The organism is Massilia sp. FBCC-B171, assembly GCF_059134155.1.
Genome location: NZ_CP101443.1, coordinates 4067139 through 4093954, shown reverse-complemented (window position 1 = coordinate 4093954; position 26816 = coordinate 4067139). Strand labels below are relative to the sequence as shown.

Below are 26816 nucleotides of genomic sequence, written 5' to 3'. Positions count from 1 at the left end.
GCCTTGCCATCGGACAGGGTGATGTCCGGTCAGTCTGCCAGTTCGGACAGGTCTACCCGCAGCGCGGCAGGCGCTTCGCCCGCGCACCAGCGCTGCCACATCTTGCGCAGCCCCAGTTCGAGGCCGGCCGCGGCGACGTTCGGGTGGCCAACAGCCGAGTTCGCGAAACGCTCGCGCATCGAGGCGCGCATCGCGGCCAGGGCTCCCACATTTTGCGACAGGAATACACCGAGCTTGACGTACATCTCGTCGTCCTCGGTGATGAAGGTACCCAAGCCAAGGTGGTACATGAACGTCGCCGCCCCATGGCTCGGATTGGTTGCCCCCACGGTCGACAGGGTGGGCACACCCATCCACAGTGCGTGGCCAATGGTGGTCGACCCGGTGTAGGGGAAGGGGCTGAGGCAGATATCGACATCGTGGTGCTGCTGCAGGTATATCTGCATGTTGCTGCGCTCGCGCAGCAGCAGGCGCTCGCGCGGGATGCCTTCGGCCTCGAACCAGTCGACCAGTACGTCGTCGATGCCGGCCTGCAGGCCGCCCAGCAGCATTTTCGCGTCCGGTATTGCATGCAGGAGTTTGGACCAGTGTGCGATGACTTCCCTGCTGAGCTTGCTGGCGCGGTGGAAGCTGCCGAAGGTCAGGTGACCGTTCGACAGTGCCGGCAAATCGTTGACCGGCGGTGCGCCCGCAAACGGCAGGAAAGGTGCGCCCAGCGGCAGGTCGACGATCTTTTCGGTGAACTGGCTGTCGTAGCGGCCGTTCGGGGCCTGGAAACGGTCGAACAGGATGTAGTCCATGGCCTGCAGGCCGGTGGTGCCGGCGTAGCCGATCCAGGTAGCCTGTACCGGTGCCGGCTTGCGGGCAAACAGCGGCAGGCGGTTGAGGGCCGAGTGGCCCGACAGGTCGATCAGGATGTCGATGCCGTCGTCGCGGACCAGGCGTTCGACCGCGTCGTCGTCGAGATGCATGATCGGGTGCCAGGCTGCGGCCTCCGAGCGCAGCTTGCGCGTCGTCTCGTCTTCGACGTTGTTGTTGTAAAAGACGTGCAGGGCGAGCTGCTGGCTGTCCTTCAGGGCCTCGAACACTGGCGCCACGAAGCTCGTGACCGCGTGGCGGTAGAGGTCGCCCGACACGATGCCGATGCGCAGGCGGCGCAGCGGATCTCGCTCGTTGCCGTGCGGCTGGCGCTGCGCCAGCAGCGGGCGCTCCCAACGTTCGCCATAGGCAAAGTGTTCGCGGGTCAGCTCGTCGGCGTCAAGGCAGCAGTGGCTGAGGATGAAGAGCAGCATGCTGTGGATTTCTGGTGTGGGATTGGCCTCCATGGTCACGCGTGCCAGGCGCAAGGCCTCCTGCCATTCGCCGAGCGCGAAACGGGATTGGGTCAGTGCCAACAAGCCCATGCCGTTATGCGGTTCCAGCGCCAGTGCACGCTCCAGCACCTCCACCGCGCTCGGCATCTGGCCATCCATCTGCAGGGTGGCGCCGAGGTCGGCCAGCAGCTGGGCGTCGTCAGGGGCAAGGGCAATGGCGTTCTCGAACGCGGCAATCGCCTCGCTCCTGCGGCGCAGGCTGCGCAGGGACAGGCCCACGTAGCGGTGTGCCTTGACATGGCCCGCGGCGCGCGCGACCACCTCCTGGTGGCAGGCGAGCGCTTCCTCGTAACGGTGCATGCCATATAACAGGTGCCCGAGGTCGTAACGCGCATCGACGTTCCCCGGCTCGAGCGCGAGCATGCTCTGCAGTACAGCGACCAGTTCCTCGTTCTGCTCTCTGGCGTGCAGCACACTGGCCAGCGTCAGCAGGATGGTGGCATTCCCGGGCGCCAGCGCGACCGCGCGGCGCGCGCTGGCTTCCGCTTCGTCGTGGCGGCCCAGGCGCAGCAGCGTATCGGTCAGGCCCTGGTGCAGGTCGACGGCGTCCTGGAAGCGCAATGCCTGGCGGTAGGCCGCCGCCGCATCTTCGTAGGCCGCCATCTCGAACAGTGCGGCCGCCAGCACGGCGTGCAGCCCCTTCACTTTCGGATTGAGTTCGAGCGCGCGGCGCAGCCCGGCCACGCCTTCCGCCAGTTCGCGCTGGCGTAGCAGCGCCAGGCCGAGCAGGGCATGGGCATTCGCATCGCGCGGGTTGCGGCGGACGGCCTGGCGGTGCTGTTCGAGTTCAACGTTAGCGGCAGTGCGGGCCGTGGTGGAGGGGGACGGGACAGGTGAATTCATATTTTTGCGAGGAAATGGTGTCGGCCGATATTGTAAATCGCCAGGGACGCGATGATGCCGGCTTTGGCTGTTGCTGATGCAGGAATTGCCATGGAATTTATCGCAAAATGTGCGTTAAAAAATTCATTCGCCCGGTTGCGGCGGCGGACCGGCTTCGCACAGCAAAAAATGCTCGCGCACAGGTCGGGATACTGCTGGCCCATTGCGTAACAACCATCCAGATACTCAGCTGAGATGATGTCCGTTTGCAGCAAACGGTCCCACTGGAAATTGGCCAGCGCCTTGAAGAAGATCCCCGAGCGCTGCCGCACCACGAGCCCGGCGGCGACCGCGTCACGTTCCAGCGTGTCGAGGCTGTAGTTGCGCAGGTGGCCATGCTCGCGTTCGGCCGGCGTGACACTGCTGTTGTGCTCGATTAAACCCATCTTGACCGCAATCTGGCGCGACGGCGCGTTGGCGTTGGGGCAGACCAGGAACAGGCGACCTCCCGGTGCGAGCCATTCGGCGTTGATGCGCTTCAGTACCGCGACCGGGTCGTCGAGGTGCTCGAGGACATGGGTGAAGACGATGTTGTCGTAGCGTTGTGGCAGCTGCACATCCTCGAAACGCGCGTTGATGATGTGCACCCGCTGTCCCAGTTCGGCCCGCGCCCCCCCCTGATCGCTTCATCCGACGCTTCGACGCAGGTAATGTCGTCGGAGTGGGCGAGCAGGCGGCGCGTGAGCGCGCCCTTGAAGCTGCCCAGTTCGAGCAGGCTGCCCGGCCGGAAAAAGGGCTCGAAGGAGCGGATCATGTAAGGATGCATGACGTCGAAGTCGAAGCCATACGCGTATTTGCGGCCAGTGCTGTCCTGCATTTCGACGTTGTAGTCGCGTCCCTTACTCATGTTCATTCCTCGTGTATAGCTGCAGACTCATCTGGAGACTCCGTCCGCACGAATTGGTCGCGGCAAAGCCGTGTGTTTCATAGAGGCGCCGTGCGGCCTCGTTGCTGGTATCGACCTCGAGCCCGATGGCGCGCATGCCAGTCGCGCGGGCATGCGCCATGCCGGCGGCCAGCAGCGCACTGGCGATGCCGCGCCGCGCAAAGGCCGGCGCGACGCTGACGCTGGTGATGTAGGCGGTAGCGCTGGCCGGGTCGTTGCAGTACATGGCCAGCAATGCCACCGGCTCGGCGCCGTGCCATGCTTCCAGGCGCACCGCATGGCTCACGATCTTGTGCGCGTAGGCCGCCAGGTCGACCCGGCTGCTCAGCGGCGGAACGAAGCTCGCGTCGGTGTGGCGCAGCAGCGCAGTTACCTGCTCCAGGCTGGCAGCGTCGTGCCGGTAGGTGATCTCGGCGGTCATCGTCGCGATGCGCAAAGGTTCAAGCTGACCACCGTTTTGCACTGGATCATTGGTCAGAGCCACTCGACATGGGTTTGCACCCAGTGGCGGACCACATCGAGTGGATTGAACATCAGGACGTCGACGATAGACAGCCAGGGCACGAACGGGGCGCCGTCGAACTGCGGATACACGAGTGGTCTGGAGCCGATAAAGCGAAGTGCAATACCGCGTTGCGTAAACACCGCGGGTTGGTACAGGTCCATCCCGCCCCTGCTATTAATGTAAGTGTTCGCGCCGAGTGCTCCGCACAGCGCCAGTACCTTTTCCTGGCTCTTCAGTTGGTGGTCAATGTCGACGCTCGAGGAAACGCGGATCGGGGTGCGAATATCCAGGTGGGCGCAGGTCGCCAGCAGGGCATGGTGCAGGTAACTGAACAGATTGGCTTCCCGGCATTCGGCGATCTGTTCGAGCAGCGGCAGCGTTTGCGCGAAGAAGGGCGCGTGGCGATACGCTCCCTTAAGCTGGGCCAGCCATTTTGGCGGATCGGGCGCCGCCGCCAGCACACGCCGGTCGATGTCCAGGTGATCGGCGTCGTTTTGCAGCGGCAGGGAGAACATGACGTCCTGGCCATCACGCAGCATCCGGTTCCGGTTGATCCAGCCTTTCTTGGTGTACTTGATGTTGTCATATACAACAAACAGGTCGCACGCCGCGATCAGCTGAAAATATCCAATGTAAGGCAGGAAGTAGGGCTGCATGACTGCTAGCGTCAAGGGCCGCGTAGCTGCTGGGTCGCTTGACGGCGGCCTGGCCAACGTGTCTGGTTTCCTCAAGGTTGATTGCATGGAGCGAATTGTAACGTGGGTGGCCATGGGTTAAACTGCCGTAAGGAAATTTTTTTTGCTCCCGCTGCGGACGTCCCGGCAGCGGCACGCCACTCGCCGACGCATCTCTACAATAATCGTCCAGGAACGCAACTGGTTCACTATGTCACCTCATGCATCTAAACAGGAGGACGGGCAGCATCGCTGCTTGGTCTGTCAGTCCAATACCGAGTATTTTTTCTCGAAGAATTATTCCGGCTACCCGGGTAGTCCCTTTCCAGCAGGGTTGAAAGTCGATTACTGGAAATGCGGAAACTGCGGCTTTGTGATTTCGAAGACCCATCAGGAAATGACCTCAAGTGAGTGGTCGACTCTCAATTCGAGTTGGCATCATAATTGGGAGAATGATGTGGAGAGCCAAACAACCAACCAGCCCCCTTATGCGGAGCAGGCCTTGGCGCTAGCGATGCTAAGCAAGAACAACCTGGTGGATATCGACCGGACCCTCGACTACGCCGCAGGCTATGGCACATTGTCCAAATTTCTGGCCAAGTACCTGAATCTCCGGATCAAAATATTCGACCGCTATGTTCGAAGCGACGACGAAAACCTCGAGTATGTCGCGGACGAGGGCGGGAAGCACAAGCTGGTGATTAACAGCGCGATGTTCGAGCACGTGCTCGACCGGCAAGCCTTGGACGAGGTCAACAATCTCGTTGCAGATGATGGCGTTTTGATGCTCCACACGGTCGTTTGCGAGCGAGTACCGAAAGATCCAAACTGGTTCTACATCACTCCAATGGTCCATACTGCTTTCCATACCAATAGAAGTATGGCGTTACTGATGGAGCAATGGGGGTATACGGCGTCTGTCTACTCGCCGCAAGCGAAAAGCTGGTTCCTGTTCAAACAAGCTCACCCGCGCTCACAGGACCTGGAAGAGCAAATCGACAAGATAAACCGGGAGGTGCAGACCCGGTATTTCCATTATAAATCGGGCTTTGTCGATTATTGGAAAGGGTTCTGAGAACAGGTGCAGGTGACCTCGGCGCCAGCAAGCCTGGGACTTGCCCAAGGTTTCAGCGAGGTGAACACAGGTAGCAATGGCCACCCGTCCTTAACGCCGGCACCGCGCTTGCATTCCCACTGGGACGCCCGTTTCCATGGCGACGATGCTGCGCCGAAGACGCGCGCCGAGGTACTGGCGGCGATGGGCCCGTATATCACGGCACAGCTGGCGCAGTACGGCGGCCATGGCCTCAAGTTCAACAGCATGACGCGCCAGATGCTGGGCCTGACGGGCGCGCGGGCGTTCCGCCAGATGCTGTCGGATCCGAAGAAGCTGGCCGGCGCCGACCCGCAACTGCTGCTTGAGCCGGCTGCCCGGATTCGCTCGCTGTAATCCTCCTGCACGGCGGGCGGCCGCACGATCGCCGCCGGCTGTTTCTTTCCGCCCGCCGCTGCTGCCATGCCGGCATGCCAGACCGTACGCCTGATGCCTCCCGCACTACCAAGACTTCGCTGTCTTTCCGACTATTTTGTTTTCCATAGCCCACTTACTGCGGCGATCGCCATAAAAACGTTCGTTCTCTTTGCGTTCGTGTAGACAAGTCGAGTGCTTGCTTGCCCTGATGCAAGACCACCTCCAAAATTCGGAGCCATGGCGACGCACTGTTGATTATCTTGCGGAAACTTATGGCAATAGAATGCAGCTTCTGGTGAAGGGCATCCGGGAAGCAAATCCGATCAGCAGACAGGAAAGCGAATGATTTTATGGAAGACGAAAGTCGGCATACGGCTGGGAGTGGGCTTTGCCTTGGTACTGGTGCTGCTCGCTGCGATCACCGTGGTGGTCGTCCTGCGCATGGCAAGGATCCAGGGCCGTCTCGACCATGTGGTCAGCGTCTACAAGGTGTCGAGCCGTGCGGTCATCGAGATGCGCGACAACGTAGCCGACCGGCTCGTCTCGCTTGCTGACCCTGATCTGGTATTAAGTGAATCAGGTTTAAGGTAGCGCTTTCTCGCGCTCTCACCAGTACACGACTGGAACACGGCCAGCTTCGATCCCTTCCCGGGCGACGGCACGAGGCCCGAATTGCTCGGCAAGTTCAACCTGATCACCTCGTTCGAAGTGTTCGAGCACGTCCCGGACCCGGACAGCCTGATGACGAACTTGCGCACTCTGATGGACGAGGAATGCCTGGTGCTGTTCTCGACCGTCGTCAGTGACGGCAACATCGTGCCGCATGGGCGCCTGACCTGGTGGTATGCCGCGCCGCGCAACGGCCAGCCTGTTCTCGGCGCGCAGTCTGGCCCCGCTGGCCGAACGGCATGGCCTGCACCTCCACAGTTTCAGCCCGACTACCCACTGGTTTTATAACGTCATGCCGGCCTGGGCCGTAGTGCAGCGAGAAAAGACCCGTCCACGCGTCGGCGTAGTCTGGAGCGGCAACCCGCACCGCCGCCTGGACCGTTTCCGCAGCCTGCCGTTATCAGCGATTGCGGGTTTGGTCTCGGGGCGCGGGCTCCTTGAAAGCGATCGCAGAACGCTATTGCGACAGGGCGTTGCCGATCACGCCCTTGCGCGCGCCCTGATCGTGTCGCTTATTCCCTCGAAGTACTTGACGAAACTGAAGAGCGAGAAGTGGTGCTGATATTGCAGCGCGAAGTCGCGACACTGCGCCCGGTGGGCCTCGGGCGACTGCATGACGCGCTCTGCGCGGGCGCGTAACTCGCCGGCGGCGCCGTCGAAGAACAGGTTGCCGTAGTCGCCGCCAAGGAAGGTCTCGTACGACCAATTGGATCCCATCAGGAAGCCCGCCCGGTTGGAGACCGCACGAACGGTACGGTCGTGCAAGGCATCGTGAATCGGCGCCGCGTCGATGATGCCGTATTGGGACGCAAACTGGAACGCGTTGTCCGACATCGCGTCAAACTGGAGAAATTCGTGATGCGGGTTCCGCCTGCCACGGAAACGCTCCCAGCCCCTCCCGTAGATTTTGAGCGGCACATCCTTGAGATCGTTGACGACGTGCTCGGCAACCGCGTTGCGGTGAATTTTGTCGAGCTGCGAATGGATGTGAAAACGTATCGACATCTCCGAGCTATTCAGGTCCGCGCAGAGCGCCGCCATCATCTCCGGATTGAGCATGCCGTCGATGATGTCGTGATGACTCGTACGATTGCCGTTCCTGAATTCGCCGATGATCGCGTCCGCGGCCTCGAGCAGGAAGCATGTGACCAGGCGATCCGCTTGCCCGCGCCACCCGGTCAGCGTCGCGTCGAGATCATCGAGATTCTTGGGGAAGACGAAGAAATCCCCCTTGAATTCACCTTTGACGCCATTGCTATACACCGCAGGCACCGGAAAGAACGTTGCAGCGTTCTGGCGCGGAATGTGCGCATTCGCGAACATGGCGAACGAAGCCGCGCTGTAGATATGCTGCACCCAGGGCGACAAGGCCTTGTGATTGATCGGCATGTGGCATGGGTGGTCGCCGTGATAGCTGATTACCGGTATCTTCAGCTTGTCCCAGATGGTAGTGGGGTCGCTGTCCGTAGCGCCAAGCTGCAGGCCCAGGCCCTGCCATACAATGGCAAAATCGATACCCTTGTTGTCGAGTTCAATCAGCCTGGACGTCATCGAATCGTCGAGATTGACGACGTGCGTCGGACGCCCCATCCGCTCGAACGCCTGCTTCATGCATGTGCTGAAATAGGTGAAGGGATCGTTCTCCCCCCCTTGCCAGTTAAGTATTACGATGCTCATATTTATGGGGTAAAGTGGGGGGGGACGTGTCATGCCATCGATTTGCAAACACGGTATGGTCGTTCCAGGCCGCGTGTAGCTCCAGGCGTCCGCCGCGGACTTTCTCTGCGGCTATTTTAGCTGCAAGGAGACAGCGAGAGCAATCAGGCGATCCGAGTCAGGGTTGCCGCGCGACTTGCTCGCAGTCCGACGCAGTCGGGCAAAACGCCGGCTATCCAGGCAGATTTAACCGAAGCCTTTGGCTTTGCACGTAGAATTTCCGTCGGAAAATAGAAAAGCAGTAACAGGCATGAAGATACTCCTGTTTGGAAGAGACGGCCAGATCGGCTGGGAACTGCAGCGCGCGCTCGCGCCGCTCGGCGAGTTGCGCGCCCTTGGCCGCGCCGACGCCGACTTCGCGCATCCCGCAACGCTGCGCGCGCCAGTTGCCGCTTTCGGCCCGGACATAATAGTCAACGCCGCGGCTTATACGGCCGTCGACAAGGCAGAGAGCGAGGCGGCCACCTGTCACAATGTCAATGTGCTGTCCCCGGGCGTGCTGGCCGAGGAAGCCGCGGCCAGCGGCGCCTGGCTCGTGCATTATTCGACCGACTATGTGTTCGACGGCGCGAAAGAGGGTGCTTATGCCGAGGGCGATGCGACGAACCCATTGTCCGTCTACGGGCGTACCAAGTGCGAGGGCGAGCAGCGCATCCGCGCCAGCGGCGCTCGCCACCTGATTTTGCGGACCGGCTGGGTTTTCGCAGCGCGTGGCGGCAATTTCCCGACTACCATCCTGCGCCTGGCGAAGGAGCGTGACAGCCTGAACGTCATCGCCGACCAGTATGGTGCGCCGACCAGCGCCGAGCTGATCGCCGACGCCACGGCGCTGGCGCTGCACCGCCTGCGCGGCGCGGGCCCGGCAGCGAGCGCCATGTCCGGCACCTATCACCTCGCGGCGGCCGGCGCCACGACCTGGCACGGCTACGCGCAGCACGTGCTGGCCGAGGCGCTCGCCAGAGGTGCCCGGCTCCAGGCGACGCCGGAATCGGTGCTGCCGGTTACCACGCAGGCATGGCCGACGCCTGCCGCGCGCCCGCGCAATTCGCGCCTCGACACCCGATTGTTCGAAACCACCTTCAGTCTCCGGATGCCGTACTGGCGCGACCATGTCGATCGCCTCGTCGCCGAGCTGGCTGCAACTGGCCGGTTATGAGCCGCCGGACGGGAAGGGCTGATCCTGGCCCGGCCGAGGGGGCGGTCGCAGCGCCGAGCATCGAACTGGCAGGGTTTTCCCTTCGTGCTCCCCTTATAGTCGTGCGGCAATACCAGCGATAATGCGGTACTGCATGGCGGATGAGCGAACAGGGGAGCGGGTATGGAAGGCGACAGCGAGGCGAAAGTGATCATGAACGACCAGAAACCCATTTACGTCACCCAACCGTTCCTGCCTCCATTGGAGGAGTTCTATCCGTACCTGGAGCAGATCTGGGACAATAAGATCCTGACCAATGGCGGCCCCTTCCATCAACAGCTCGAGCGTGCCTTGTGCGAGTACCTCGGCGTCGAGCATCTGGCTTTGTTCAGCAACGGGACCATTGCCCTCGTTACCGCATTGCAGGCATTGCGCGTTACCGGTGAAGTCATCACGACCCCGTATTCGTTCGTTGCAACGGCTCACTCGCTACTCTGGAACGGCATCAAACCTGTGTTTGTCGACGTCGATCCGAACACGCTCAATCTTGACCCCGCAAAAATCGAAGCCGCCATCACGCCGCACACCACGGCGATCATGCCCGTCCATTGCTATGGCAACCCTTGCGATGTCGAAGCCATTCAAAAAATTGCCGACAACTACAACCTGAAGGTCATCTACGACGCCGCGCATGCATTCGGTGTGCAAGGGCAGGATGGAAGCGTGCTCAAGCACGGTGACCTGTCGGTGCTGAGCTTTCACGCGACCAAAGTCTTCAATACCTTCGAAGGGGGAGCCATCATCTGCCCGGACGCAAAGACGAAGTTGCGGATCGATCATTTGAAAAACTTCGGATTTGTCGATGAATTGACGGTCGTGGCGCCCGGGATCAACGGCAAAATGAGCGAAATCAATGCTGCGTTCGGCATGCTTCAGCTCAAAAGCGTTGACCGTGCCATTGCCCGCCGCGGTGAAATCGACCGCATGTACAGGGACATGTTGGCGCATATCCCTGGCATCCGGTGCCTGGGCACCGCTGGGCATACCGTTTCGAACTACTCGTATTTCCCGGTTTTCGTCGAATCCGGTTTTGCTCTCGACCGCGACGCGCTGTATGAGAAATTGAAAACGCGGGGCATCTATGCCCGGCGCTATTTCTACCCACTGATTACCGATTTTCCGATGTACCGCGGTATGCCATCTGCCCAGCAGGGCAACTTGCCAGTTGCGGCCAAGGCGGCGCGGCAAATCTTGTGCTTGCCGATCTATCCGAACCTGTCCGATGACGAGGTCCGCCGCGTGGTCGATGTCATTGCAGGGGCCGGCCAATGAGACTCGCCATCATGCAGCCCTACTTTATTTCCATATAAGGGTATTTCCAGCTTGCTGCGTTCGTCGACAAATTTGTCTTCTACGACGATGTCAATTTCATCAAGAACGGCTGGATCAACCGCAACCGCCTTTATCTGAACGGTACGGTGCCTTATTTTACGATTCCGCTATCCGGCGCGAGCCCGTTCCTTAAGATCAACCAGATCGACGTGCAGCCGGGCGAACTGTGGAAGGAAAAGATGGCGCCGTACGCCATGGCCGCAACAGCCTGGTGCCGGGTTTCAGCCGGGCCTCCGTCGCGACGAACAACGATTGGGGATTGAATTCCGGTAGCCAGGAGCAGGTCTGACATTCGGACACGTCCTCGGCAGTAGCCGAGATGGTGCAATACGCCTGGTGACCTGACGAACTCAGTGGTGGGGTGCACGACGTGCGACCATGGACGGCCGTGTCCGCGCGGCCCCTTGAGGCTGCGGTACAATACCGTTACCCCTACCGCATGCGCGGCGCATCGCTGCCGCCCTCGAACCCTTCTTCGCACCATGACTCTCGAAACAACTCTTACGCCCGTGGCCAGCGGACGCCGCCTGTCGGTTGCGCCCATGATGGACTGGACCGACCGCCACTGCCGCGTCTTCCACCGCCAGATCACGAAGCACACCTGGCTCTATTCCGAGATGGTGACCACCGGCGCGCTGGTGTACGGCGACGTCGAACGCCACCTGCGCTTCGACGGGATCGAGCACCCGATCGCGCTGCAGCTGGGCGGTAGCGAGCCGGCCGACCTGGCGAAAGCGGCGAAGCTGGGGCAGGAGTGGGGCTATGACGAGATCAACCTCAATTGCGGCTGCCCGTCCGAACGCGTGCAGCGCGGGGCTTTCGGCGCCTGCCTGATGAACGAGCCGCAGCTGGTGGCCGACTGCGTGAAAGCGATGCGCGACGCGGTCTCGATCGACGTCACGGTGAAGCACCGGATCGGCATCGACAAGAACGAGGACTACGGCTTCGTGCGCGATTTCGTCGGCATCATTGCGGATGCCGGCTGCCGCACCTTCATCGTCCACGCCCGCAATGCAGTGCTCAAAGGGCTCTCGCCCAAGGAAAACCGCGAGATCCCGCCGCTGCGCTATGAAGTGGCCTACCAGCTCAAGCGCGAGTTTCCCGCGCTGGAAATCATCATCAACGGCGGCATCAAGACGGACGACGAAATCGCGCTGCATCTGCAGCACCTCGACGGCGTCATGCTCGGGCGCGAGGCTTACCACAACCCCTATTCGATGGTGAACTGGGATGCGCGCTTCTATGGCGATACGGCAGTGCCGAAAACGCGCGCCGAAGTGCTGGCCGCGATGGTCCCTTATATTAGTGAGCAGCTCGCGCAATACGGCGGCTTTGGCCTGAAGCTCAACAGCATCACGCGCCACATGCTGGGCCTGACCGCAGGCCTGCCGGGCGCGCGCGTCTTCCGCCAGATGCTGTCGGACCCGAAAAAACTGGCCACGGCCGACCCGCAACTGCTGCTCGAGGCGGCAGCGCAGATCCGCAGCATGTAATTTGCAAGCAGGGCAGGGGCCGGCAAGCCGCCGCCTGCCTGGCTTTTTCTTCCTTTTCATCTCCCTTCTGAACGCCGGCGCACCTTGGTGGTGCCGCCATGTTGCCGCACGGTGCGCTCAACGCCTTGTCAGAGTCACCATGACGATTGCCCTGGGCCATAGACTGTGGTTGGCTAGACAAGTACGAACGTGCTGTTTATCTTGCGTGTAGGAAATTTACTACACGGAAATGACGATTTGTGTAGACAGGTCAATCCCGAGCTTGCTCTGCAGCAAGAGCCAATTCATAATTTCACTCGTGGGATTGAAAATTTGCAGCAGACGTATGCCGCCAGACAGCATTTTTTTGCTTTGCACAGTTTCGGAGCCTCGGCGGCCAGCTTTTGATTTATCCTAAGGGAAATAATTGCCGTTAGGAATGCAGCGTCGACCGACGGCCTTACGAAGCAATCAGATCAACAAGCCAGGGAAGCGAAATGAATTTATCGAAGATGAAGGTTGGCATGCGGCTGGGACTGGGGTTCGCCCTGGTGCTGGTGCTGCTCGTTGCGGTCACCACGGTCGGCATCGTGCGCATGGCGCAGATCCAGGACCGCCTCGACCACGTGGTCAGCGTCAACAATGTGTCGAGCCGCGCCGTCATCGAAATGCGCAACAACGTGCTTGACCGCCTGGCCTCGCTGCGCGTGCTGACCCTGATGACCGAAGCCACCGAGATGGAACCGGAACTCAAGAAGTTCAAGGAACAGACGGCCAAGTACGACGAAGCACAGAAAAAGCTGAGCGGCATCTTCGGCGCAAACGGCAGCGATGCCGAGAAAGCCCTGCTCGCTGAAATCAAGGGTCACGAAGCGGCCGCCATGCCGGCCATCGCCAAGGCTTCCGAGCTCTACCTGGCCAACGACGCCATGAGCGCGACCCGCGTCATGATCAAGGAAGTGCGTCCAGTCCAGAAGAAGTGGACCGAAGCGCTCGACAAGCTGGTCGCCATGGAAGACGCACAAAGCGCCCAGAGCCAGAAGGATGCCGAGTCCGCTTTCGCCAGCACCCGCGACTTCATGCTGTTCATGCTGGTGGCCGCCGTTGCCATGGGCGTGGCGGCAGCCTGGTTCATCACCCGCGGCCTGATCAAGCAGCTCGGCGGCGAGCCGGACTACACGGCGAAGATCGCCACCAGCATCGCCCACGGCGACCTGGCCATTGCCATCGATACCCGCACCGCCGATAAAGGCAGCCTGCTGGCCGAGATGAACGAAATGCGCAACAGCCTGGTCACGATCGTCGGCCAGGTGCGCCGCGGCACTGAAACCATCGGCACCGCCTCGCGTGAAATCGCCGCCGGCAACATCGACCTGTCTTCGCGTACCGAACTGCAGGCCAGCTCGCTGGAAAAGACCGCTTCGGCGATGGAAACCCTGACCACCACCGTCAAGCAGAACGCCGAACATGCCCGTGAAGCCAACCAGCTAGCGGCCAGCGCCTCGGACGTGGCCCGCAAGGGTGGCGACGTGGTCTCGCAAGTGGTCGGCACGATGGGCGAGATCAACAGCTCCGCCAACAAGATCGCCGACATCATCAGCGTCATCGACGGCATCGCTTTCCAGACCAACATCCTGGCGCTGAACGCCGCGGTCGAAGCGGCACGTGCCGGCGAGCAGGGCCGCGGTTTCGCGGTCGTCGCTTCCGAAGTGCGTAACCTGGCCCAGCGTTCGGCGGCCGCCGCCAAGGAAATCAAGACCCTGATCGGCGACTCGGTCGAGAAGGTCGAGCGCGGCAGCAAGCTGGTCGGCCAGGCCGGCGTGACGATGGACGAAGTGGTGGCGAGCGTGAAACGCGTGACCGACATCATGGGCGAGATCGCCAATGCCAGCGCCGAGCAGAGCGCCGGCATCGAGCAGGTGAACATGTCGATCATCGAGATGGACAGCATGACCCAGCAGAATGCGGCCCTGGTCGAGGAAGCGGCAGCCGCCGCCCAGAGCCTGCAGGACCAGGCCGGTGAACTGAGCCGCGTGGTCAGCATCTTCAGGCTGGTCGAAGGCGAAGCGCAGAACATCGAGCCGACCCTGGCAGCACCGGCAAAAGCAGCAGCACCGGTGGCGACCCTGCCGGCAGTGCGCACCCCGGCGGCACGCCCGGCGCGCCCTCCCGTCAAGAAGAGCGCAGCAGCAGCAGCACCAGCCAAGCCGAAGAAGGCACCGGTCACCGCCGGCACCGACGACTGGGAAGAATTTTAAATTACGGCGATCCGCCGGACTCACTGAAAGACCGCAAGCAGTCAGCGGCTGATTAACAAAACTTAACAGGAACGACAATCATGAAAAAAACTACCCTGAGCATCATCGCCTTCGCTTTCACCGCCTTCGCCGGTTCGGCCTTCGCCGCCGAAACCCCAGCGTCGTTCGACCCTTCCAAGTGCAAGGTCGAATACCCGAAAGCCTCGCTGATGAACGAAGAGCAGGGCACGACCTCGATGTCGTTCCTCGTCAACGCCGACGGCAGCGTCGCCGATTCGAAGCTGGACAAGTCGAGCGGCTTCAAGGGCCTCGACAATGCCGCCAAGAAGGGCCTGACGGCATGCAAATTCAAGCCGGGCATGAAGGATGGCGCACCAGCCCAGACCTGGGCCAAGGTCGACTACGCATGGAAGCTCGACTAATCTGCTGCCGTATCGCGCGTGAAGAACAGCCGGCCTTGTGCCGGCTGTTTTGTTTTGTGGAGGGGGCGCTACTGGCGGACTCGTCCGTGCGCTGGAAAAACGCCCGGCGGGGTAGCATAAGGTTTCCAGTTTGTTAATGGAATCCAGCCAAATGTATCGATTGTAAGCACTTGCATCAGTTCTATTGTGCGCCGGAACGTTTGGCTATAGTGATCTCACACCGAACCGAAAGGAGCACTACCATGAAAAAGATCCTCTTCACTGTTGCCGCCGCCATCATCAGCACGGCCGCCTTCGCGCCGGTTGCACAAGCTCAGCACAATCGTACCGAAGTCATCGTCGTACAAAAGGCGCCGCCTGCGCTGCGCCGCGAAGCAGTCCCTGCGGCACGCCGCGGCTATGAATGGATTCCGGGCTACTGGAACTGGAATGGCCGCCGCTACACCTGGGTCAAGGGCCACCACGAGCGTGTCCGTGTCGGCTACGTCTATGCCCGCCCTGAATGGCGCCGCGATGGCGACGGCTGGGTGATGCAGCGCGGCGGCTGGAACCGCGGCCCGAACGGCGACCGCGACCGCGACGGCATCCCGAACTACGCCGACCGCCCGAACCGCGACCGTGACGGCGATGGCGTGCGCAACCGCGACGATGCGCGTCCGAACAACCCGAATCGTTATTAATCGGGAAGGGCCGGCGCAAGCCGGACCCGGAAATGAAGAAGCCACCTTGCGGTGGCTTTTTTTTCGTTCCCGTTAAACCCGGGATTACTTGCGATAGTAACCGCTCGAGAAGACCATATCGTCGGCCTTTTCGAAGTACACGGTCTTGGCCTGGATTTCCTTGGTGACCGGATTAGGCCACTTGTAATCGGAGGTGCCCTTGCCGGCGGCCTTGGCCTTGCCCACGATGTCCTTGATGAATTCCTTGCCGTCCGCATCCTTCAGGGCCGACACGTCCTTGCCGATCAGCTTGCCGTTGGTGCCATGCGCCAGCACCGTGCCTTTCATGTCGTAGACCGAGATGTACAGGTCGCGATCGACGAACTGGCCCTTGTTGTTCGAAATCTCGGCCAGGGTCTTGTCCTTGCCGTTGGCTTTCAGATGGGCGACTGCCTTCTTGACCATCGCCGTGGCCTCTTCCTGAGTGCCGTCTGCAGCAAATGCCGGTGCCGCCATGATCAGAGCTGCCGACACGGCCAGCGTACGGAATAATGCTTTCATAGTCATCCTTTACGGGTAAAACGCTTGATTGCGTGAAGTAGGTATCGGCACGAACTCGTATCGCTGAAGGGGCAGTCGCCGAATCGCAACACTTATTTTGAATAAGGCCGAAGCAGCATGTAAGGCCTGATTCTTTTGCCCTGCATCAATATAGAATACAGAAAAAACTTACTTAGGGGCAAAATAAATGAACTTCCGAAACTTACGTATCGGCACTCGACTGGCGGCGGGCTTCGGCACGCTGCTGGCGCTCCTGGCCGTCGTTGTTTTGATCAATACCGTACTGAGCAATTCCAACCGCGACCGCCTGACCACGGGTATCGAGGCTGCCAACAAGAAGACCGTGCTGGTCGCCACGATGAAGAGCGCCCAGCTGCAAAGCGGCATCGCCATCCGCAATATCGGCCTGCAGAGCGATGTAGCGGCCATGCAAAAGCAAGAGCAGCGCATCAAGCAGTTGCAAACCGGCTATGACGGCGCACGCGCCGCGCTGTTGGCGCTCGAACTGAGCCCGGCTGAGAAGCAGCGCCTGGCCGAAATCGCCCGCATCGACGCCGCCCTGCAAAAGCCGTTCAAGGAAGCACTGGGCCAGGCAATGGCCTTCGATAGCGAAAGCGCCGTCAAGACCATCGTCACCCAGATCGACCCGCTGAACCAGGCCGCCATGGCGGAAATGGACCAGCTGGTCACGCAATCGAATGCTGCAACCGGCGCCGTGCTGACCGAAGCCGCCGGGCACGACCTGCAATTGAAACAAATCACGCTGCTGGTCAGCGCCCTGGCCATTGCCGCCGGCGCGCTGTTCGCCTGGCTGATCACGCGCACCATCGCCGGCCCCCTGCACGAAGCCGTCTCGATTGCCGAGCGCGTGGCCGAAGGCGACCTGACCTCGCAGATCGAAGCGAGCGGGCGCGACGAGATCACGCGCCTGTACGCGGCGCTGCGCAAGATGAACGACAGCCTGGCCACCATGGTCGGCGACGTGCGCACCGGCACCGACAGCATCGGCACCGCCTCGCGCGAAATCGCCGCCGGCAACCTCGACCTGTCGAGCCGCACCGAGCAGCAGGCCAGCGCCCTGGAAGAGACGGCGTCCTCGATGGAAGAACTGACCGCCACCGTGCGCCAGAATGCCGACAACGCCCAGCAAGCCAACCAGCTTGCCGAGTCGGCGTCGGGCGTGGCGCGCCGCGGCGGCGAAGTGGTGGCGCAGGTCGTGGCCACCATGGGCTCGATCAATGCGTCATCCAAGAAGATCGTCGACATCATCAGCGTCATCGACAGCATCGCCTTCCAGACCAATATCCTGGCGCTGAACGCCGCGGTGGAAGCCGCGCGCGCCGGCGAGCAGGGCCGCGGTTTCGCCGTGGTGGCGTCCGAAGTGCGCTCGCTGGCGCAGCGTTCGGCCACCGCCGCCAAGGAAATCAAGGCGCTGATCGACGACTCGGTGAGCAACGTCGGCGTCGGCAGCACCCTGGTGGCCGAAGCCGGCAGCACCATGAACGAAATCGTCTCGAGCGTGCACCGCGTTACCCAGATCATCGCCGAGATCCGCTCGGCCAGCGCCGAGCAGAGCGCCGGCATCGAAGAGGTCAACCAGGCCATCGGCCAGATGGACCAGACCACGCAGCAGAACGCCGCGCTGGTCGAGCAGGCTGCCGCGTCGGCCGAGGCGATGGAAGACCAGGCCGCCGCACTGGCACGTTTGGTGTCCGTGTTCAAGCTCGACGATACGCAGCCGCGCCTGGCGCTGGCTGCCCCGGCGGGTGCGAGGAAGGCGGCGCCTCTGCGCCAGCTGGCCATGGCGGGCGAAGAGTTCTGATCCGCGTCTGGGGATGGATTGGAGGAGGGCTGCTGCGGCAGCCTTTTTTTCGTGCGCGTTTCCGGAAGACGGCGCCGGAAATGAAAAAAGGGTTACACGCCGAAGCATGTAACCCTTTCTTTTACAACGAATTCTTGGGGTGGCTGATGGGGCTCGAACCCACGACAACAGGAATCACAATCCTGGACTCTACCAACTGAGCTACAGCCACCACTGGTCTTGCTTTTCTATCTCTGCACTGCCGAGACAGAGCAAGATTATACAAACTTCAAAGCAAACTGGCAAATCTATTTGTTCTGTTCGATCAAGATCTCGCCGCCAGGCTCCCGGATCACCTCGTGGGTGGGTGGATCGAGCCCGAGCAGGCTGGAGAAGGCGGCGGAAAGGGCAGTCGCGCTGGCGCTCGTGTAGCCGTCCAGGCGGGCAGGTGCGCCGCTTGCTTCACGCGCGATGCCGCCGGCGGCCAGCAGCCGCGCAAGGTGGCGTGCGACGGCTTCGCCGGTATCGATCAGGGTGACGGGACGGTCGCTATATGCGGCGATCACGCGTTCGATCGAGGCCTGCACCAAGGGGTAGTGGGTGCAGCCGAGCACGAGCGTGTCGACGCCTTCGGCCAGCAGGGGCTCGATGTAGCGGCGCAGCAGGGTGGTCGTGGTGTCCGAGTCGAGTTCGCCCAGTTCGATCTGGTCCACCAGGCCGTGGCAGGGCTGGAGCAGGAAGCGGGCGCCGGTGCTGTCGGCGATCTGGTCGCGCAGCAGCAGGAATTTTTTGCCGCTGAGCGTGACTTCGGTGGCCAGCACGCCGACCGTGTTGCTGCTTGATGCGGCCGCGGCCGGTTTCAGGCCGGGTTCGACGCCGACGATCGGCAGGGCCGGATAGCGCTCGCGCAGCAGGGCGATTGCAGCGATGGTGGCGGTATTGCAGGCCACGACGATGGCTTTTGCGCCTTGGCGGACTAGAAAATCGCCGATGGCGAGCACGCGCTCGGCCACCACCGGTTCCGGCTTGGGGCCGTAGGGGGCGAAGCCGGAGTCGGCGAAATACATCAGGTGTTCGTGCGGGAGCTGCGCGCGGATGTGGCGCAGCACGGACAGGCCGCCGACGCCGGAGTCGAAGATGCCGATGGGGGCGTCGGGGCGGTGTGCAGGGAGCATGAGTGGGTATGCCAACGTGCGTTGAACGCGTGGGCGGCGTAGCCGCCCACCCTACGGGTTAGATCGCGTTGACCGGAATGCCCTTCAGCGATTCGATCTTAGCCGCCCATTCCTTCGGCCCGGTGTTGTGCACCGAGGTACCGGTCGAATCGACCGCCACCGTCACCGGCATGTCCTGCACGTCGAACTCGTAGATCGCTTCCATGCCCAGGTCTTCGAAACCGACCACCTTGGCCGACTTGATCGCTTTCGAGACCAGGTAAGCCGAGCCGCCGACCGCCATCAGGTAGGCCGACTTGTGGCGCTGGATCGATTCGATCGCAATCGGGCCGCGCTCGGCCTTGCCGATCATCGAGATCAGGCCGGTCTGCTCCAGCATCATGTCGGTGAACTTGTCCATGCGCGTCGCCGTCGTCGGGCCGGCTGGACCCACGACTTCGCTGCCGACCGGGTCGACCGGGCCGACGTAATAAATCACGCGGTTCGTGAAGTCCACCGGCAGCGATTCGCCCTTGGCCAGCATGTCCTGGATGCGCTTGTGCGCGGCGTCGCGGCCGGTCAGCATTTTGCCGTTCAGGAGCAGGGTCTGGCCCGGCGTCCAGGAAGCGACTTCTTCTTTCGTCAGCGTGTTCAGGTCGACGCGCTTGGATTTCTGGGTGTCCGGCATCCACTGCACGTCAGGCCAGCTCGACAGTGCCGGCGGTTCGATATAGGTCGGGCCGGAGCCGTCGAGCACGAAATGGGCGTGGCGGGTGGCCGCGCAGTTCGGGATCATGGCGACCGGTTTCGATGCCGCGTGGGTCGGGTACATGTTGATCTTGACGTCCAGCACAGTCGTCAGGCCGCCCAGGCCCTGGGCGCCGATGCCGAGCGCATTGATCTTGTCGCACAGCTCGATACGCAGTTCTTCCGTCTTGTTCTGCGGGCCGCGCTGCTTCAGCTCGTACATGTCGATGTCTTCCATCAGCGACTCTTTGGCCATCAGCATCGCCTTTTCGGCGGTGCCGCCGATGCCGATGCCGAGCATGCCCGGTGGGCACCAGCCGGCGCCCATCAGGGGCACGGTCTTCATGACCCAGTCGACCAGCGAGTCGGAAGGATTCAACATCACGAACTTGGTCTTGTTTTCCGAGCCGCCGCCCTTGGCTGCGACTTTCACGTCGACCGTATTGCCTTCGACCAGTTCCATGTGGACCACGGCCGGGGTATTGTCCTTCGTGTTCTTGCGTTCGAAATGCGGGTCGGCCACGATCGAGGCGCGCAGCTTGTTGTCCTCGAAGTTGTACGCACGACGCACGCCTTCGTTGACGGCGTCGGTGACGGTGCCGCTAAAACCTTCCAAGCGCACGCCCATGCCGATCTTCAGGAAGACGTTGACGATGCCCGTGTCCTGGCAGATCGGACGCTTGCCTTCGGCGCACATGCGCGAATTGGTCAGGATCTGCGCGATCGCGTCTTTTGCTGCCGGGCTCTGCTCGGCCTCGTAGGCGCGCGCCAGGTGCTGGATGTAATCAGCCGGGTGGTAATAGCTGATGTACTGCAGCGCAGCGGCGACGGATTCGATCAGGTCTTCCTGTTTGATGACGGTCATGGGAATTCTCGTGTGTAGATGAATTAATGGTTCTTTGACTGGTGCGTCGTCATGACGATGCGATCGGTATAGGCAATCGCCATCGCCGACAGCAGGAACGCGCAATGGATGATGGTTTGCCACATCATCGTTGCCGGCAAATAGTTCGCCGCGTTGATGAAGGTTTTCAGCAGGTGGATCGAGGAGATGCCGATGATCGCCATCGCCAGTTTGGTTTTCAGCACCGAGGCGTTCACGTGCGACAGCCATTCCGGCTGGTCTGGGTGGCCTTCCAGGTTCATGCGCGAGACAAAGGTCTCGTAACCGCCGACGATGACCATGATCAAGAGGTTCGAGATCATGACGACGTCGATCAGGCCCAGCACGACCAGCATGATCGTCACTTCGGTCAGCTTGGTCGGCCGGGCCGCGCCGCTGACTGTGACGACGTCAAGGATGTGCGCGAGCGAGGCGGCATTGCCCATTGCGGCGCCGATCAGGTCCTTCAGTTCGACCCAGAAATGGAACACGTAGACGCACTGCGCCAGGATCAGGCCCAGATAGAGCGGCAACTGCAGCCAGCGGCTGGAGAAGATCAGCCGGTTCAGGGGAGTCAGCTTGGGTGGTCCATTGCTTGGGATTTGTTGCGACATCGGGTGCGGCTCCAGGGTTCGGACGAAATACAGCCCATCATTTTACACGGCTGGCGCGCGCTTGCAGATGGCCGCGTCGGTTTGCCTGAGGGTTGGTAAAATCGCACCTGAATAGGGCAGGTGGGCCGATCGATCTCCTGTAAGGGGGCAGTAAGCGGGCGCACCTATGGTGTCTGATAAAACTACTACGATGGAGACTAGCATGTCCGAGACCGAGACCAAGCAGGAAAACCATGGCTTGCAGGAACACCGCGTGTTCCCGCCGCCGCCAGCCTTTACCGCCAAGGCCGCCATTGCAGGCATGGACGCCTACGACAAGCTGTGCGCGGAAGCGGCCAGCGACTACGAAGGCTTCTGGGCCCGCCTGGCTAGAGAACACCTCGACTGGCACAAGCCGTTTACCAGCACCCTCGACGAGTCCGATGCGCCCTTCTATAAATGGTTCGCCGACGGCCAGCTGAACGCCTCCTACAACTGCCTCGACCGCAATCTGCAGAACGGTAATGCCGAAAAGACGGCCATCATCTTCGAAGCCGACGACGGCACCGTCACCCGCGCCACCTACCGCGAGCTGCACGCGCGCGTCTGCAAGTTCGCCAATGGCCTCAAATCACGCGGCATCAAGAAGGGCGACCGCGTCATCATCTATATGTCGATGTCGATCGAAGGCGTGGCTGCGATGCAGGCTTGCGCCCGCATCGGCGCGACCCATTCGGTCGTGTTCGGCGGTTTCTCGGCCAAGTCGCTGCAGGAACGCATCATCGACGCCGGCGCCGTGGCGGTCATCACTGCTGACGAGCAGCAGCGCGGCGGCAAGTCGCTGCCCCTGAAAGCCATCGTCGACGAAGCCCTGGCCCTGGGTGGCTGCGACACCATCCGCGACGTCATCGTCTACAAGCGTACCGGCGGTAACATCGCCTGGACCGAGGGGCGCGACCTCTGGCTGAACGAGCTGGTCGACAGCCAGAGCGCCGAGTGCGAGCCGGAATGGGTCGAGGCCGAGCACCCGCTGTTCATCCTCTACACCTCGGGCTCGACCGGCACGCCGAAGGGCGTCCAGCACTCGACCGGCGGCTTCCTGCTGTGGGCCGCGCTGACGATGAAATGGACCTTCGACATCAAGCCGGACGACGTGTTCTGGTGCACGGCCGACATCGGCTGGGTGACCGGCCACAGCTATATCGCCTACGGTCCGCTGGCGGTCGGCGCTACCGAGGTCGTGTTCGAAGGCGTGCCGACTTTCCCGAACGCGGGCCGCTTCTGGGACACCATCGCCAAGCACAAGGTCAGCATTTTCTACACGGCGCCAACCGCGATCCGTTCGCTGATCAAGGCTTCCGATGTGGACGAAAAAGTCCACCCGAAGAACTACGACCTGTCCTCGCTGCGCCTGCTGGGCTCGGTGGGCGAGCCGATCAATCCGGAAGCCTGGATGTGGTACTACAAGAACGTCGGCCAGGAACGTTGCCCGATCGTCGACACCTTCTGGCAAACGGAGACCGGCGGCCACATGATCACGCCGCTGCCGGGCGCGACGCCCATGGTGCCGGGCTCGTGCACGCTGCCGCTGCCGGGCATCATGGCGGCGATCGTCGACGAGGCCGGCGTCGATGTGCCGAACGGGCAGGGCGGCATCCTGGTCGTGAAACGTCCATGGCCGTCGATGATCCGCACCATCTGGAACAACCCGGAGCGTTTTAAAACCAGCTACTTCCCGGAAGAACTGGGTGGCAAGTACTACCTGGCTGGCGACGGCGCGATCCGCAACAAGGACACGGGCAATTTCACCATCACCGGCCGCATCGACGACGTGCTCAACGTTTCGGGTCACCGCATGGGCACCATGGAAATCGAGTCGGCGCTGGTGGCCAACCCGATCGTGGCCGAGGCGGCTGTGGTCGGTAAACCAGACGAAACCACGGGCGAATCGATCTGCGCCTTTGTTGTGCTGAAGGGGCCGCGTCCGACCGGCGACGAGGCGAAGAAGCTGGCCGCCGAGCTGCGCAACTGGGTCGGCAAGGAAATCGGACCGATTGCCAAGCCGAAGGAAATCCGTTTCGGCGACAACCTGCCGAAGACGCGTTCGGGCAAGATCATGCGCCGCCTGCTGCGCGTGCTGGCCAAGGGCGAAACGATTACCCAGGACGTGTCGACGCTGGAAAACCCGGCGATTCTCGAGCAGCTCAAGGAATCTGCCTGATTGTTGTTGCGGCGCGGCCTGCGTCCCGTACGCAGGCCGTTTTCGTTATACTTCAGGCATGACACGGATTTTTCGACATGCCCTGATTGCGTGGCTCGCCGGCCTGGCGATGCTGTTCGGCGCGCTCGCGCCGACGCTGTCGCATGCCTTCGTGCCTGCAAGCGCGCAGGCCATCGAATTTCCGATTTGTAGCGCCGTCGGCCATACCCTGACCGACGTGAAGAGCAGCACCATCGACCTCGGTCCCAATCCCTTCAAGCATTGCCCGTATTGCGCCGACCAGCATCACGCGCCTTGCCTGCTGCCGTCAACGCCGGCGGCGCTGGTCGCCATTGGCGGCGCCGTGCTGCCTTCGCTGTTCTACCAGGCTCCCGAGCCGCTGTTTCACTGGGCCGCAACCCGCTCGCGCGGACCACCCGTCCTTTCCTGATTTGCCTTGGTACCGTAGCGCATGCCAAGTGGCGTGTGCTGCGTTCGCATCGTACGAACAGGAACTCCCATGAAACGGAAACAAACTCCACTCGCGCTGGCCATTCTGGCTGCGTTCGCCGCCAATGCCCTCGCGCAGGACACGCTTGACGCCGCGCCGGTGAAACAGATGGGCACGGTCATCGTCACCGGCAACCGCCCGACCTCGCTGCCGACCCAGATCCCGACCACCATCGAGGGCATCACCGCCGCGGAAATTGCCCGCACCATCAACGCCCTTGATGCGGAAGACGCGCTCAAATACCTGCCGAGCCTGCTGGTGCGCAAGCGCTACATCGGCGACTACAACCACGCCGTGCTCTCGACGCGGGCCTCGGGCACCGGCAACAGCGCGCGCTCGGCCGTGTATGCGGACGGCATCCTGCTGTCGAACTACCTCGGCAACGGCGCCACCTTCGCGCCGCGCTGGGGCATGGTCACGCCATCGGAAATCGAGCGGGTCGACGTGCTCTACGGACCGTTCTCGGCGGCCTACGGCGGCAATTCGGTCGGCGCCGTGGTCGACTACGTGACGCGCATGCCGCGCCGCTTCGAGGCGCACGCGAAACTGTCGCTCTCGCATCAGCCCTTCCGGCTCTACAACACGCGCGAGGATTTCAACGGCCGCCAGGGCAGCGTGTCGCTCGGCAACCGGCAGGGCGCCTGGTCCTGGTTCATCGACCTCAGCCGCAACGACAGCGAGGGCCAGCCGCAAACCTTCGTCACCCGCCTGCCGGGCGCCGGCACGGCCACTGGCAACCCCGATAGCGTGCGCGGCGCGGTGCCGGGGCAGGATCGCAGCTATCGCGACTGGCTGATCCTGGGAACGGCCACGCAGTACAGCACGGTGCAGGACCATTTGAAGGCCAAGCTCGCCTACGACGTCTCGCCGACGCTGCGCGCGACCTATGTGCTGGGCCTGTGGCAGAACGATTCGGAAGGCCGGCCAGAGAGCTACCTGCGCAACGGCGCGGGCCAGCCGGTCTACAGCGGCCCGGTCACGATAGACGGGCGCACCTATACGCTCGGCCAGACCGATTTCAACGTCTCGAACGAAAAACTGCGCCACGTGATGCACGGCTTGACGGTCAAAAGCTATACCAAAGGCGAGTTCGACTGGGAACTGGCGGCCAGCCTGTACGACTACGACGAAGACAGCTTGCGCGCCGCGACGGTGGCGCTGCCGGGCGCGCTGAACGGCGGGGCGGGGCGCATCGTCGACGGCAGCGGCACGGGCTGGAACACCTTCGCCGCCAAAGGCATCTGGCGCCCGCAAGGAATGCATGGCGCCCACATCGTCGAGTTCGGCTACCAGCGCGAAGCCTACAAGCTGGAGAGCATCGAACGCGCCACCAGGAACTGGATCGACGGCGCGCCAGGTGCGCGCAACGCGGCTTTCGGCGGGCGTACGCAAACCCAGGCCCTGTATGCCCAGGACACCTGGCGCTTCGCCCCGCAGTGGAAAGTCGTGCTCGGCGCGCGCCTGGAACGCTGGGAAGCGAGCGACGGCCGCACGGCGAATGCCGTCACGACCGTGGCGCATGGCGGGCGCAGCGAGCACTACCTCTCGCCCAAGGCGGCGCTCGCCTGGCAGGCCACGCCCGACTGGACCATGAAAGCCTCGCTTGGACGCGCGGTGCGCATGCCGACTGTTTCCGAGCTCTACCAGGGCGGCGTGAACAATGTTGGCGTGCTGATCAATAACGACCCGGGCCTGGCCCCGGAGCGCTCCTGGACCGGCGAACTGACGGCCGAGCGCAAGCTCGAGACCGGATCGCTGCGCCTGACCGCGTTTGGCGAGCGCACCCGCGACGCCCTGTATTCGCAGGCCAACGTGCTGGTCGTGCCGAATGTCACCAACGTGCAGAACGTCGGCCGCATCGAGACCAAAGGGTTTGAGCTGGCCTATGGCGCGGCCGACGTGCGCTGGGCCGGCCTGGACCTGAACGCCAGCCTGACCTGGACCGATTCGACGATCGACGACAACCCCAACTTCCCGGCCAGCATCGGCAAGCGCCAGCCGCGCATTCCCGAGTGGCGCGCGACAAGCGTGGCCAGCTACCGCGTCAACGACAGGCTCGCACTGACGCTAGCCGCGCGCTATAGCGGCAAGCAGTTCTCGACCCTGGATAATTCCGACCCCAACGGCTTTGCCTACCAGGGCGCCAGCAAGTATTTCACCACCGACCTGCGCGCCACCTACCGCCTGAATGCCCAGTGGAGCCTGGCGCTGGGGATCGATAACCTGAACAACTACCAGTACTGGAACTTCCATCCTTATCCGCAGCGCACCTTCCTGGCGGAGTTGAAGTACGACTTGTAGGAATGAAAAAGGCCGTCCCGAGGACGGCCTGTTGATTGATTGATTCTCGGCTCAGGAGCCGGCGAACGGACTTCCCACCAGCCCCACGGCCAGCTCGGCCCAGACAAACACGAAGCAGAATCCGATCGCCGCAATGGCAATCAAACGCGACTTGCGCGTACGCAGTTTCGCCGAAGCCAGCTCGAACAGCAGGCCGGTGCCCGCCAGCAGGATGGCGGCAATCACGAAGTCGCTCGCAGTCCAGTTGACTTCGCGAGTGAACTGCATGGCGACGAACGGAATCAGCAGGATGGCCGCCGTGCCGAGGAGGACGCGCAGGAATTGCTTGCCGCCGATGTGCTTTGGTGCGTTGCCGCCTGCCATGGTGTTCATTGTCGTTCTCCTGGATGGAAGGGTGTGGCCAGCTGTCAGTTTGCCATCATTGGGGGACGGCTTCAACCGGTAAATATGAACTGTCGCTTCCTTGTTGCCAAGCCGTCGATCGCGCAGCAGCAAGCAATGGCATTTGTGCACGCGCAAGCGATTACAATGGCTATTTCTCAGCTGTGAGT

Annotated in this window: 26 protein-coding genes and 1 tRNA gene; 15 read left to right on the top strand and 12 right to left on the bottom strand. The window is 62.1% G+C overall.

Features of this window, described 5'->3' with window-relative positions:
* Positions 1 to 29: 29 nt before the first annotated feature.
* Genes NMB41_RS18585 through NMB41_RS18565 form a run of 5 tightly spaced genes read right to left on the bottom strand, consistent with a single transcriptional unit; the run spans position 30 to position 4302 of the window.
* Positions 30 to 2216: an O-linked N-acetylglucosamine transferase, SPINDLY family protein gene (locus tag NMB41_RS18585; protein WP_494379281.1), complete on the bottom strand. Its 2187-nt coding sequence runs from the start codon at positions 2214 to 2216 to the stop codon at positions 30 to 32.
* Positions 2213 to 2842, bottom strand: coding sequence for a class I SAM-dependent methyltransferase (locus NMB41_RS18580; protein WP_494379280.1), 630 nt, complete (start codon positions 2840 to 2842; stop codon positions 2213 to 2215). Before NMB41_RS18580 ends, NMB41_RS18585 begins: the two co-directional genes overlap by 4 nt.
* On the bottom strand, positions 2734 to 3102 hold the full coding sequence (locus tag NMB41_RS18575) for a hypothetical protein (RefSeq protein WP_494379279.1): 369 nt from the start codon (positions 3100 to 3102) through the stop codon (positions 2734 to 2736). The genes NMB41_RS18580 and NMB41_RS18575 overlap by 109 nt, the downstream gene beginning before the upstream one ends.
* Positions 3095 to 3562 carry a GNAT family N-acetyltransferase gene (locus NMB41_RS18570; RefSeq protein WP_494379278.1) on the bottom strand — a complete coding sequence of 156 codons (468 nt, stop codon included), beginning with the start codon at positions 3560 to 3562 and terminating at the stop codon, positions 3095 to 3097. The genes NMB41_RS18575 and NMB41_RS18570 overlap by 8 nt, the downstream gene beginning before the upstream one ends.
* A gap of 53 nt (positions 3563 to 3615) precedes the next feature.
* Positions 3616 to 4302, bottom strand: coding sequence for a WbqC family protein (locus tag NMB41_RS18565; protein WP_494379277.1), 687 nt, complete (start codon positions 4300 to 4302; stop codon positions 3616 to 3618).
* 229 nt (positions 4303 to 4531) lie between these two features.
* Between NMB41_RS18565 and NMB41_RS18560 the strand changes: the two genes are divergently transcribed.
* The 4 genes from NMB41_RS18560 to NMB41_RS18545 all read left to right on the top strand — a co-directional run bounded on the left by NMB41_RS18560 (position 4532) and on the right by NMB41_RS18545 (position 6748).
* The gene (locus NMB41_RS18560; protein WP_494379276.1) at positions 4532 to 5395 is read left to right on the top strand and encodes a class I SAM-dependent methyltransferase; all 864 of its coding nucleotides are present in this window, start codon (positions 4532 to 4534) and stop codon (positions 5393 to 5395) included.
* 108 nt (positions 5396 to 5503) lie between these two features.
* Complete coding sequence (locus NMB41_RS18555) at positions 5504 to 5770, top strand: hypothetical protein (RefSeq protein ID WP_494379275.1); 267 nt, start codon at positions 5504 to 5506, stop codon at positions 5768 to 5770.
* Between the two features lie 363 nt (positions 5771 to 6133).
* On the top strand, positions 6134 to 6382 hold the full coding sequence (locus NMB41_RS18550; RefSeq protein ID WP_494379274.1) for a hypothetical protein: 249 nt from the start codon (positions 6134 to 6136) through the stop codon (positions 6380 to 6382).
* Positions 6383 to 6463: 81 nt separating this feature from the next.
* Positions 6464 to 6748 carry a methyltransferase domain-containing protein gene (locus NMB41_RS18545; protein ID WP_494379273.1) on the top strand — a complete coding sequence of 95 codons (285 nt, stop codon included), beginning with the start codon at positions 6464 to 6466 and terminating at the stop codon, positions 6746 to 6748.
* A gap of 192 nt (positions 6749 to 6940) precedes the next feature.
* Here NMB41_RS18545 and NMB41_RS18540 read toward each other — a convergent pair whose 3' ends face one another.
* Entirely contained in the window at positions 6941 to 8071 is a 1131-nt protein-coding gene (locus NMB41_RS18540; RefSeq protein ID WP_494379272.1) for a hypothetical protein, read from the bottom strand.
* Positions 8072 to 8426: 355 nt separating this feature from the next.
* Here NMB41_RS18540 and rfbD point away from each other — a divergent pair, with 355 nt between their 5' ends.
* The 7 genes from rfbD to NMB41_RS18505 all read left to right on the top strand — a co-directional run bounded on the left by rfbD (position 8427) and on the right by NMB41_RS18505 (position 15535).
* Positions 8427 to 9332 carry a dTDP-4-dehydrorhamnose reductase gene (rfbD, locus tag NMB41_RS18535; protein WP_494379271.1) on the top strand — a complete coding sequence of 302 codons (906 nt, stop codon included), beginning with the start codon at positions 8427 to 8429 and terminating at the stop codon, positions 9330 to 9332.
* 162 nt (positions 9333 to 9494) lie between these two features.
* Positions 9495 to 10643, top strand: coding sequence for a DegT/DnrJ/EryC1/StrS family aminotransferase (locus tag NMB41_RS18530; protein ID WP_494379270.1), 1149 nt, complete (start codon positions 9495 to 9497; stop codon positions 10641 to 10643).
* A 98-nt stretch (positions 10644 to 10741) separates the two neighbouring features.
* A complete protein-coding gene (locus tag NMB41_RS18525; RefSeq protein ID WP_494382870.1) occupies positions 10742 to 10966 on the top strand; it encodes a WbqC family protein in 225 nt (74 codons plus the stop codon).
* 219 nt (positions 10967 to 11185) lie between these two features.
* On the top strand, positions 11186 to 12196 hold the full coding sequence (gene dusA, locus NMB41_RS18520) for a tRNA dihydrouridine(20/20a) synthase DusA (protein ID WP_494379269.1): 1011 nt from the start codon (positions 11186 to 11188) through the stop codon (positions 12194 to 12196).
* Positions 12197 to 12672: 476 nt separating this feature from the next.
* The gene (locus NMB41_RS18515) at positions 12673 to 14433 is read left to right on the top strand and encodes a methyl-accepting chemotaxis protein (protein WP_494379268.1); all 1761 of its coding nucleotides are present in this window, start codon (positions 12673 to 12675) and stop codon (positions 14431 to 14433) included.
* An 80-nt stretch (positions 14434 to 14513) separates the two neighbouring features.
* Entirely contained in the window at positions 14514 to 14855 is a 342-nt protein-coding gene (locus tag NMB41_RS18510; protein WP_494379267.1) for an energy transducer TonB, read from the top strand.
* Between the two features lie 242 nt (positions 14856 to 15097).
* The gene (locus NMB41_RS18505; protein ID WP_494379266.1) at positions 15098 to 15535 is read left to right on the top strand and encodes a YXWGXW repeat-containing protein; all 438 of its coding nucleotides are present in this window, start codon (positions 15098 to 15100) and stop codon (positions 15533 to 15535) included.
* Between the two features lie 84 nt (positions 15536 to 15619).
* Here the strand turns inward: NMB41_RS18505 and NMB41_RS18500 are convergent, their stop codons facing one another.
* On the bottom strand, positions 15620 to 16075 hold the full coding sequence (locus NMB41_RS18500; RefSeq protein WP_494379265.1) for a cache domain-containing protein: 456 nt from the start codon (positions 16073 to 16075) through the stop codon (positions 15620 to 15622).
* Positions 16076 to 16262: 187 nt separating this feature from the next.
* On the opposite strand from NMB41_RS18500, the gene NMB41_RS18495 reads away from it, so the two are divergent.
* Positions 16263 to 17897: a methyl-accepting chemotaxis protein gene (locus tag NMB41_RS18495; protein ID WP_494379264.1), complete on the top strand. Its 1635-nt coding sequence runs from the start codon at positions 16263 to 16265 to the stop codon at positions 17895 to 17897.
* 135 nt (positions 17898 to 18032) lie between these two features.
* Here NMB41_RS18495 and NMB41_RS18490 read toward each other — a convergent pair.
* From NMB41_RS18490 to NMB41_RS18475, 4 genes are all read right to left on the bottom strand, one after another.
* A tRNA-His gene (locus NMB41_RS18490) sits at positions 18033 to 18108 on the bottom strand.
* Between the two features lie 76 nt (positions 18109 to 18184).
* Positions 18185 to 19051, bottom strand: a complete 867-nt coding sequence (murI, locus tag NMB41_RS18485; protein ID WP_494379263.1) for a glutamate racemase — start codon at positions 19049 to 19051, stop codon at positions 18185 to 18187.
* A gap of 58 nt (positions 19052 to 19109) precedes the next feature.
* Positions 19110 to 20642: a fumarate hydratase gene (locus tag NMB41_RS18480; protein WP_494379262.1), complete on the bottom strand. Its 1533-nt coding sequence runs from the start codon at positions 20640 to 20642 to the stop codon at positions 19110 to 19112.
* Positions 20643 to 20665: 23 nt separating this feature from the next.
* Positions 20666 to 21274, bottom strand: a complete 609-nt coding sequence (locus tag NMB41_RS18475; protein WP_494379261.1) for a TIGR00645 family protein — start codon at positions 21272 to 21274, stop codon at positions 20666 to 20668.
* Positions 21275 to 21476: 202 nt separating this feature from the next.
* On the opposite strand from NMB41_RS18475, the gene acs reads away from it, so the two are divergent.
* From acs to NMB41_RS18460, 3 genes are all read left to right on the top strand, one after another.
* The gene (acs, locus tag NMB41_RS18470) at positions 21477 to 23474 is read left to right on the top strand and encodes an acetate--CoA ligase (protein ID WP_494379260.1); all 1998 of its coding nucleotides are present in this window, start codon (positions 21477 to 21479) and stop codon (positions 23472 to 23474) included.
* Positions 23475 to 23532: 58 nt separating this feature from the next.
* Positions 23533 to 23904, top strand: coding sequence for a DUF2946 family protein (locus NMB41_RS18465; RefSeq protein WP_494379259.1), 372 nt, complete (start codon positions 23533 to 23535; stop codon positions 23902 to 23904).
* Between the two features lie 69 nt (positions 23905 to 23973).
* Positions 23974 to 26265 carry a TonB-dependent receptor gene (locus NMB41_RS18460; protein WP_494379258.1) on the top strand — a complete coding sequence of 764 codons (2292 nt, stop codon included), beginning with the start codon at positions 23974 to 23976 and terminating at the stop codon, positions 26263 to 26265.
* A 51-nt stretch (positions 26266 to 26316) separates the two neighbouring features.
* On the opposite strand, the gene NMB41_RS18455 is transcribed toward NMB41_RS18460, so the two are convergent.
* The gene (locus NMB41_RS18455) at positions 26317 to 26637 is read right to left on the bottom strand and encodes a hypothetical protein (RefSeq protein ID WP_494379257.1); all 321 of its coding nucleotides are present in this window, start codon (positions 26635 to 26637) and stop codon (positions 26317 to 26319) included.
* Between the last annotated feature and the right edge of the window lie 179 nt (positions 26638 to 26816).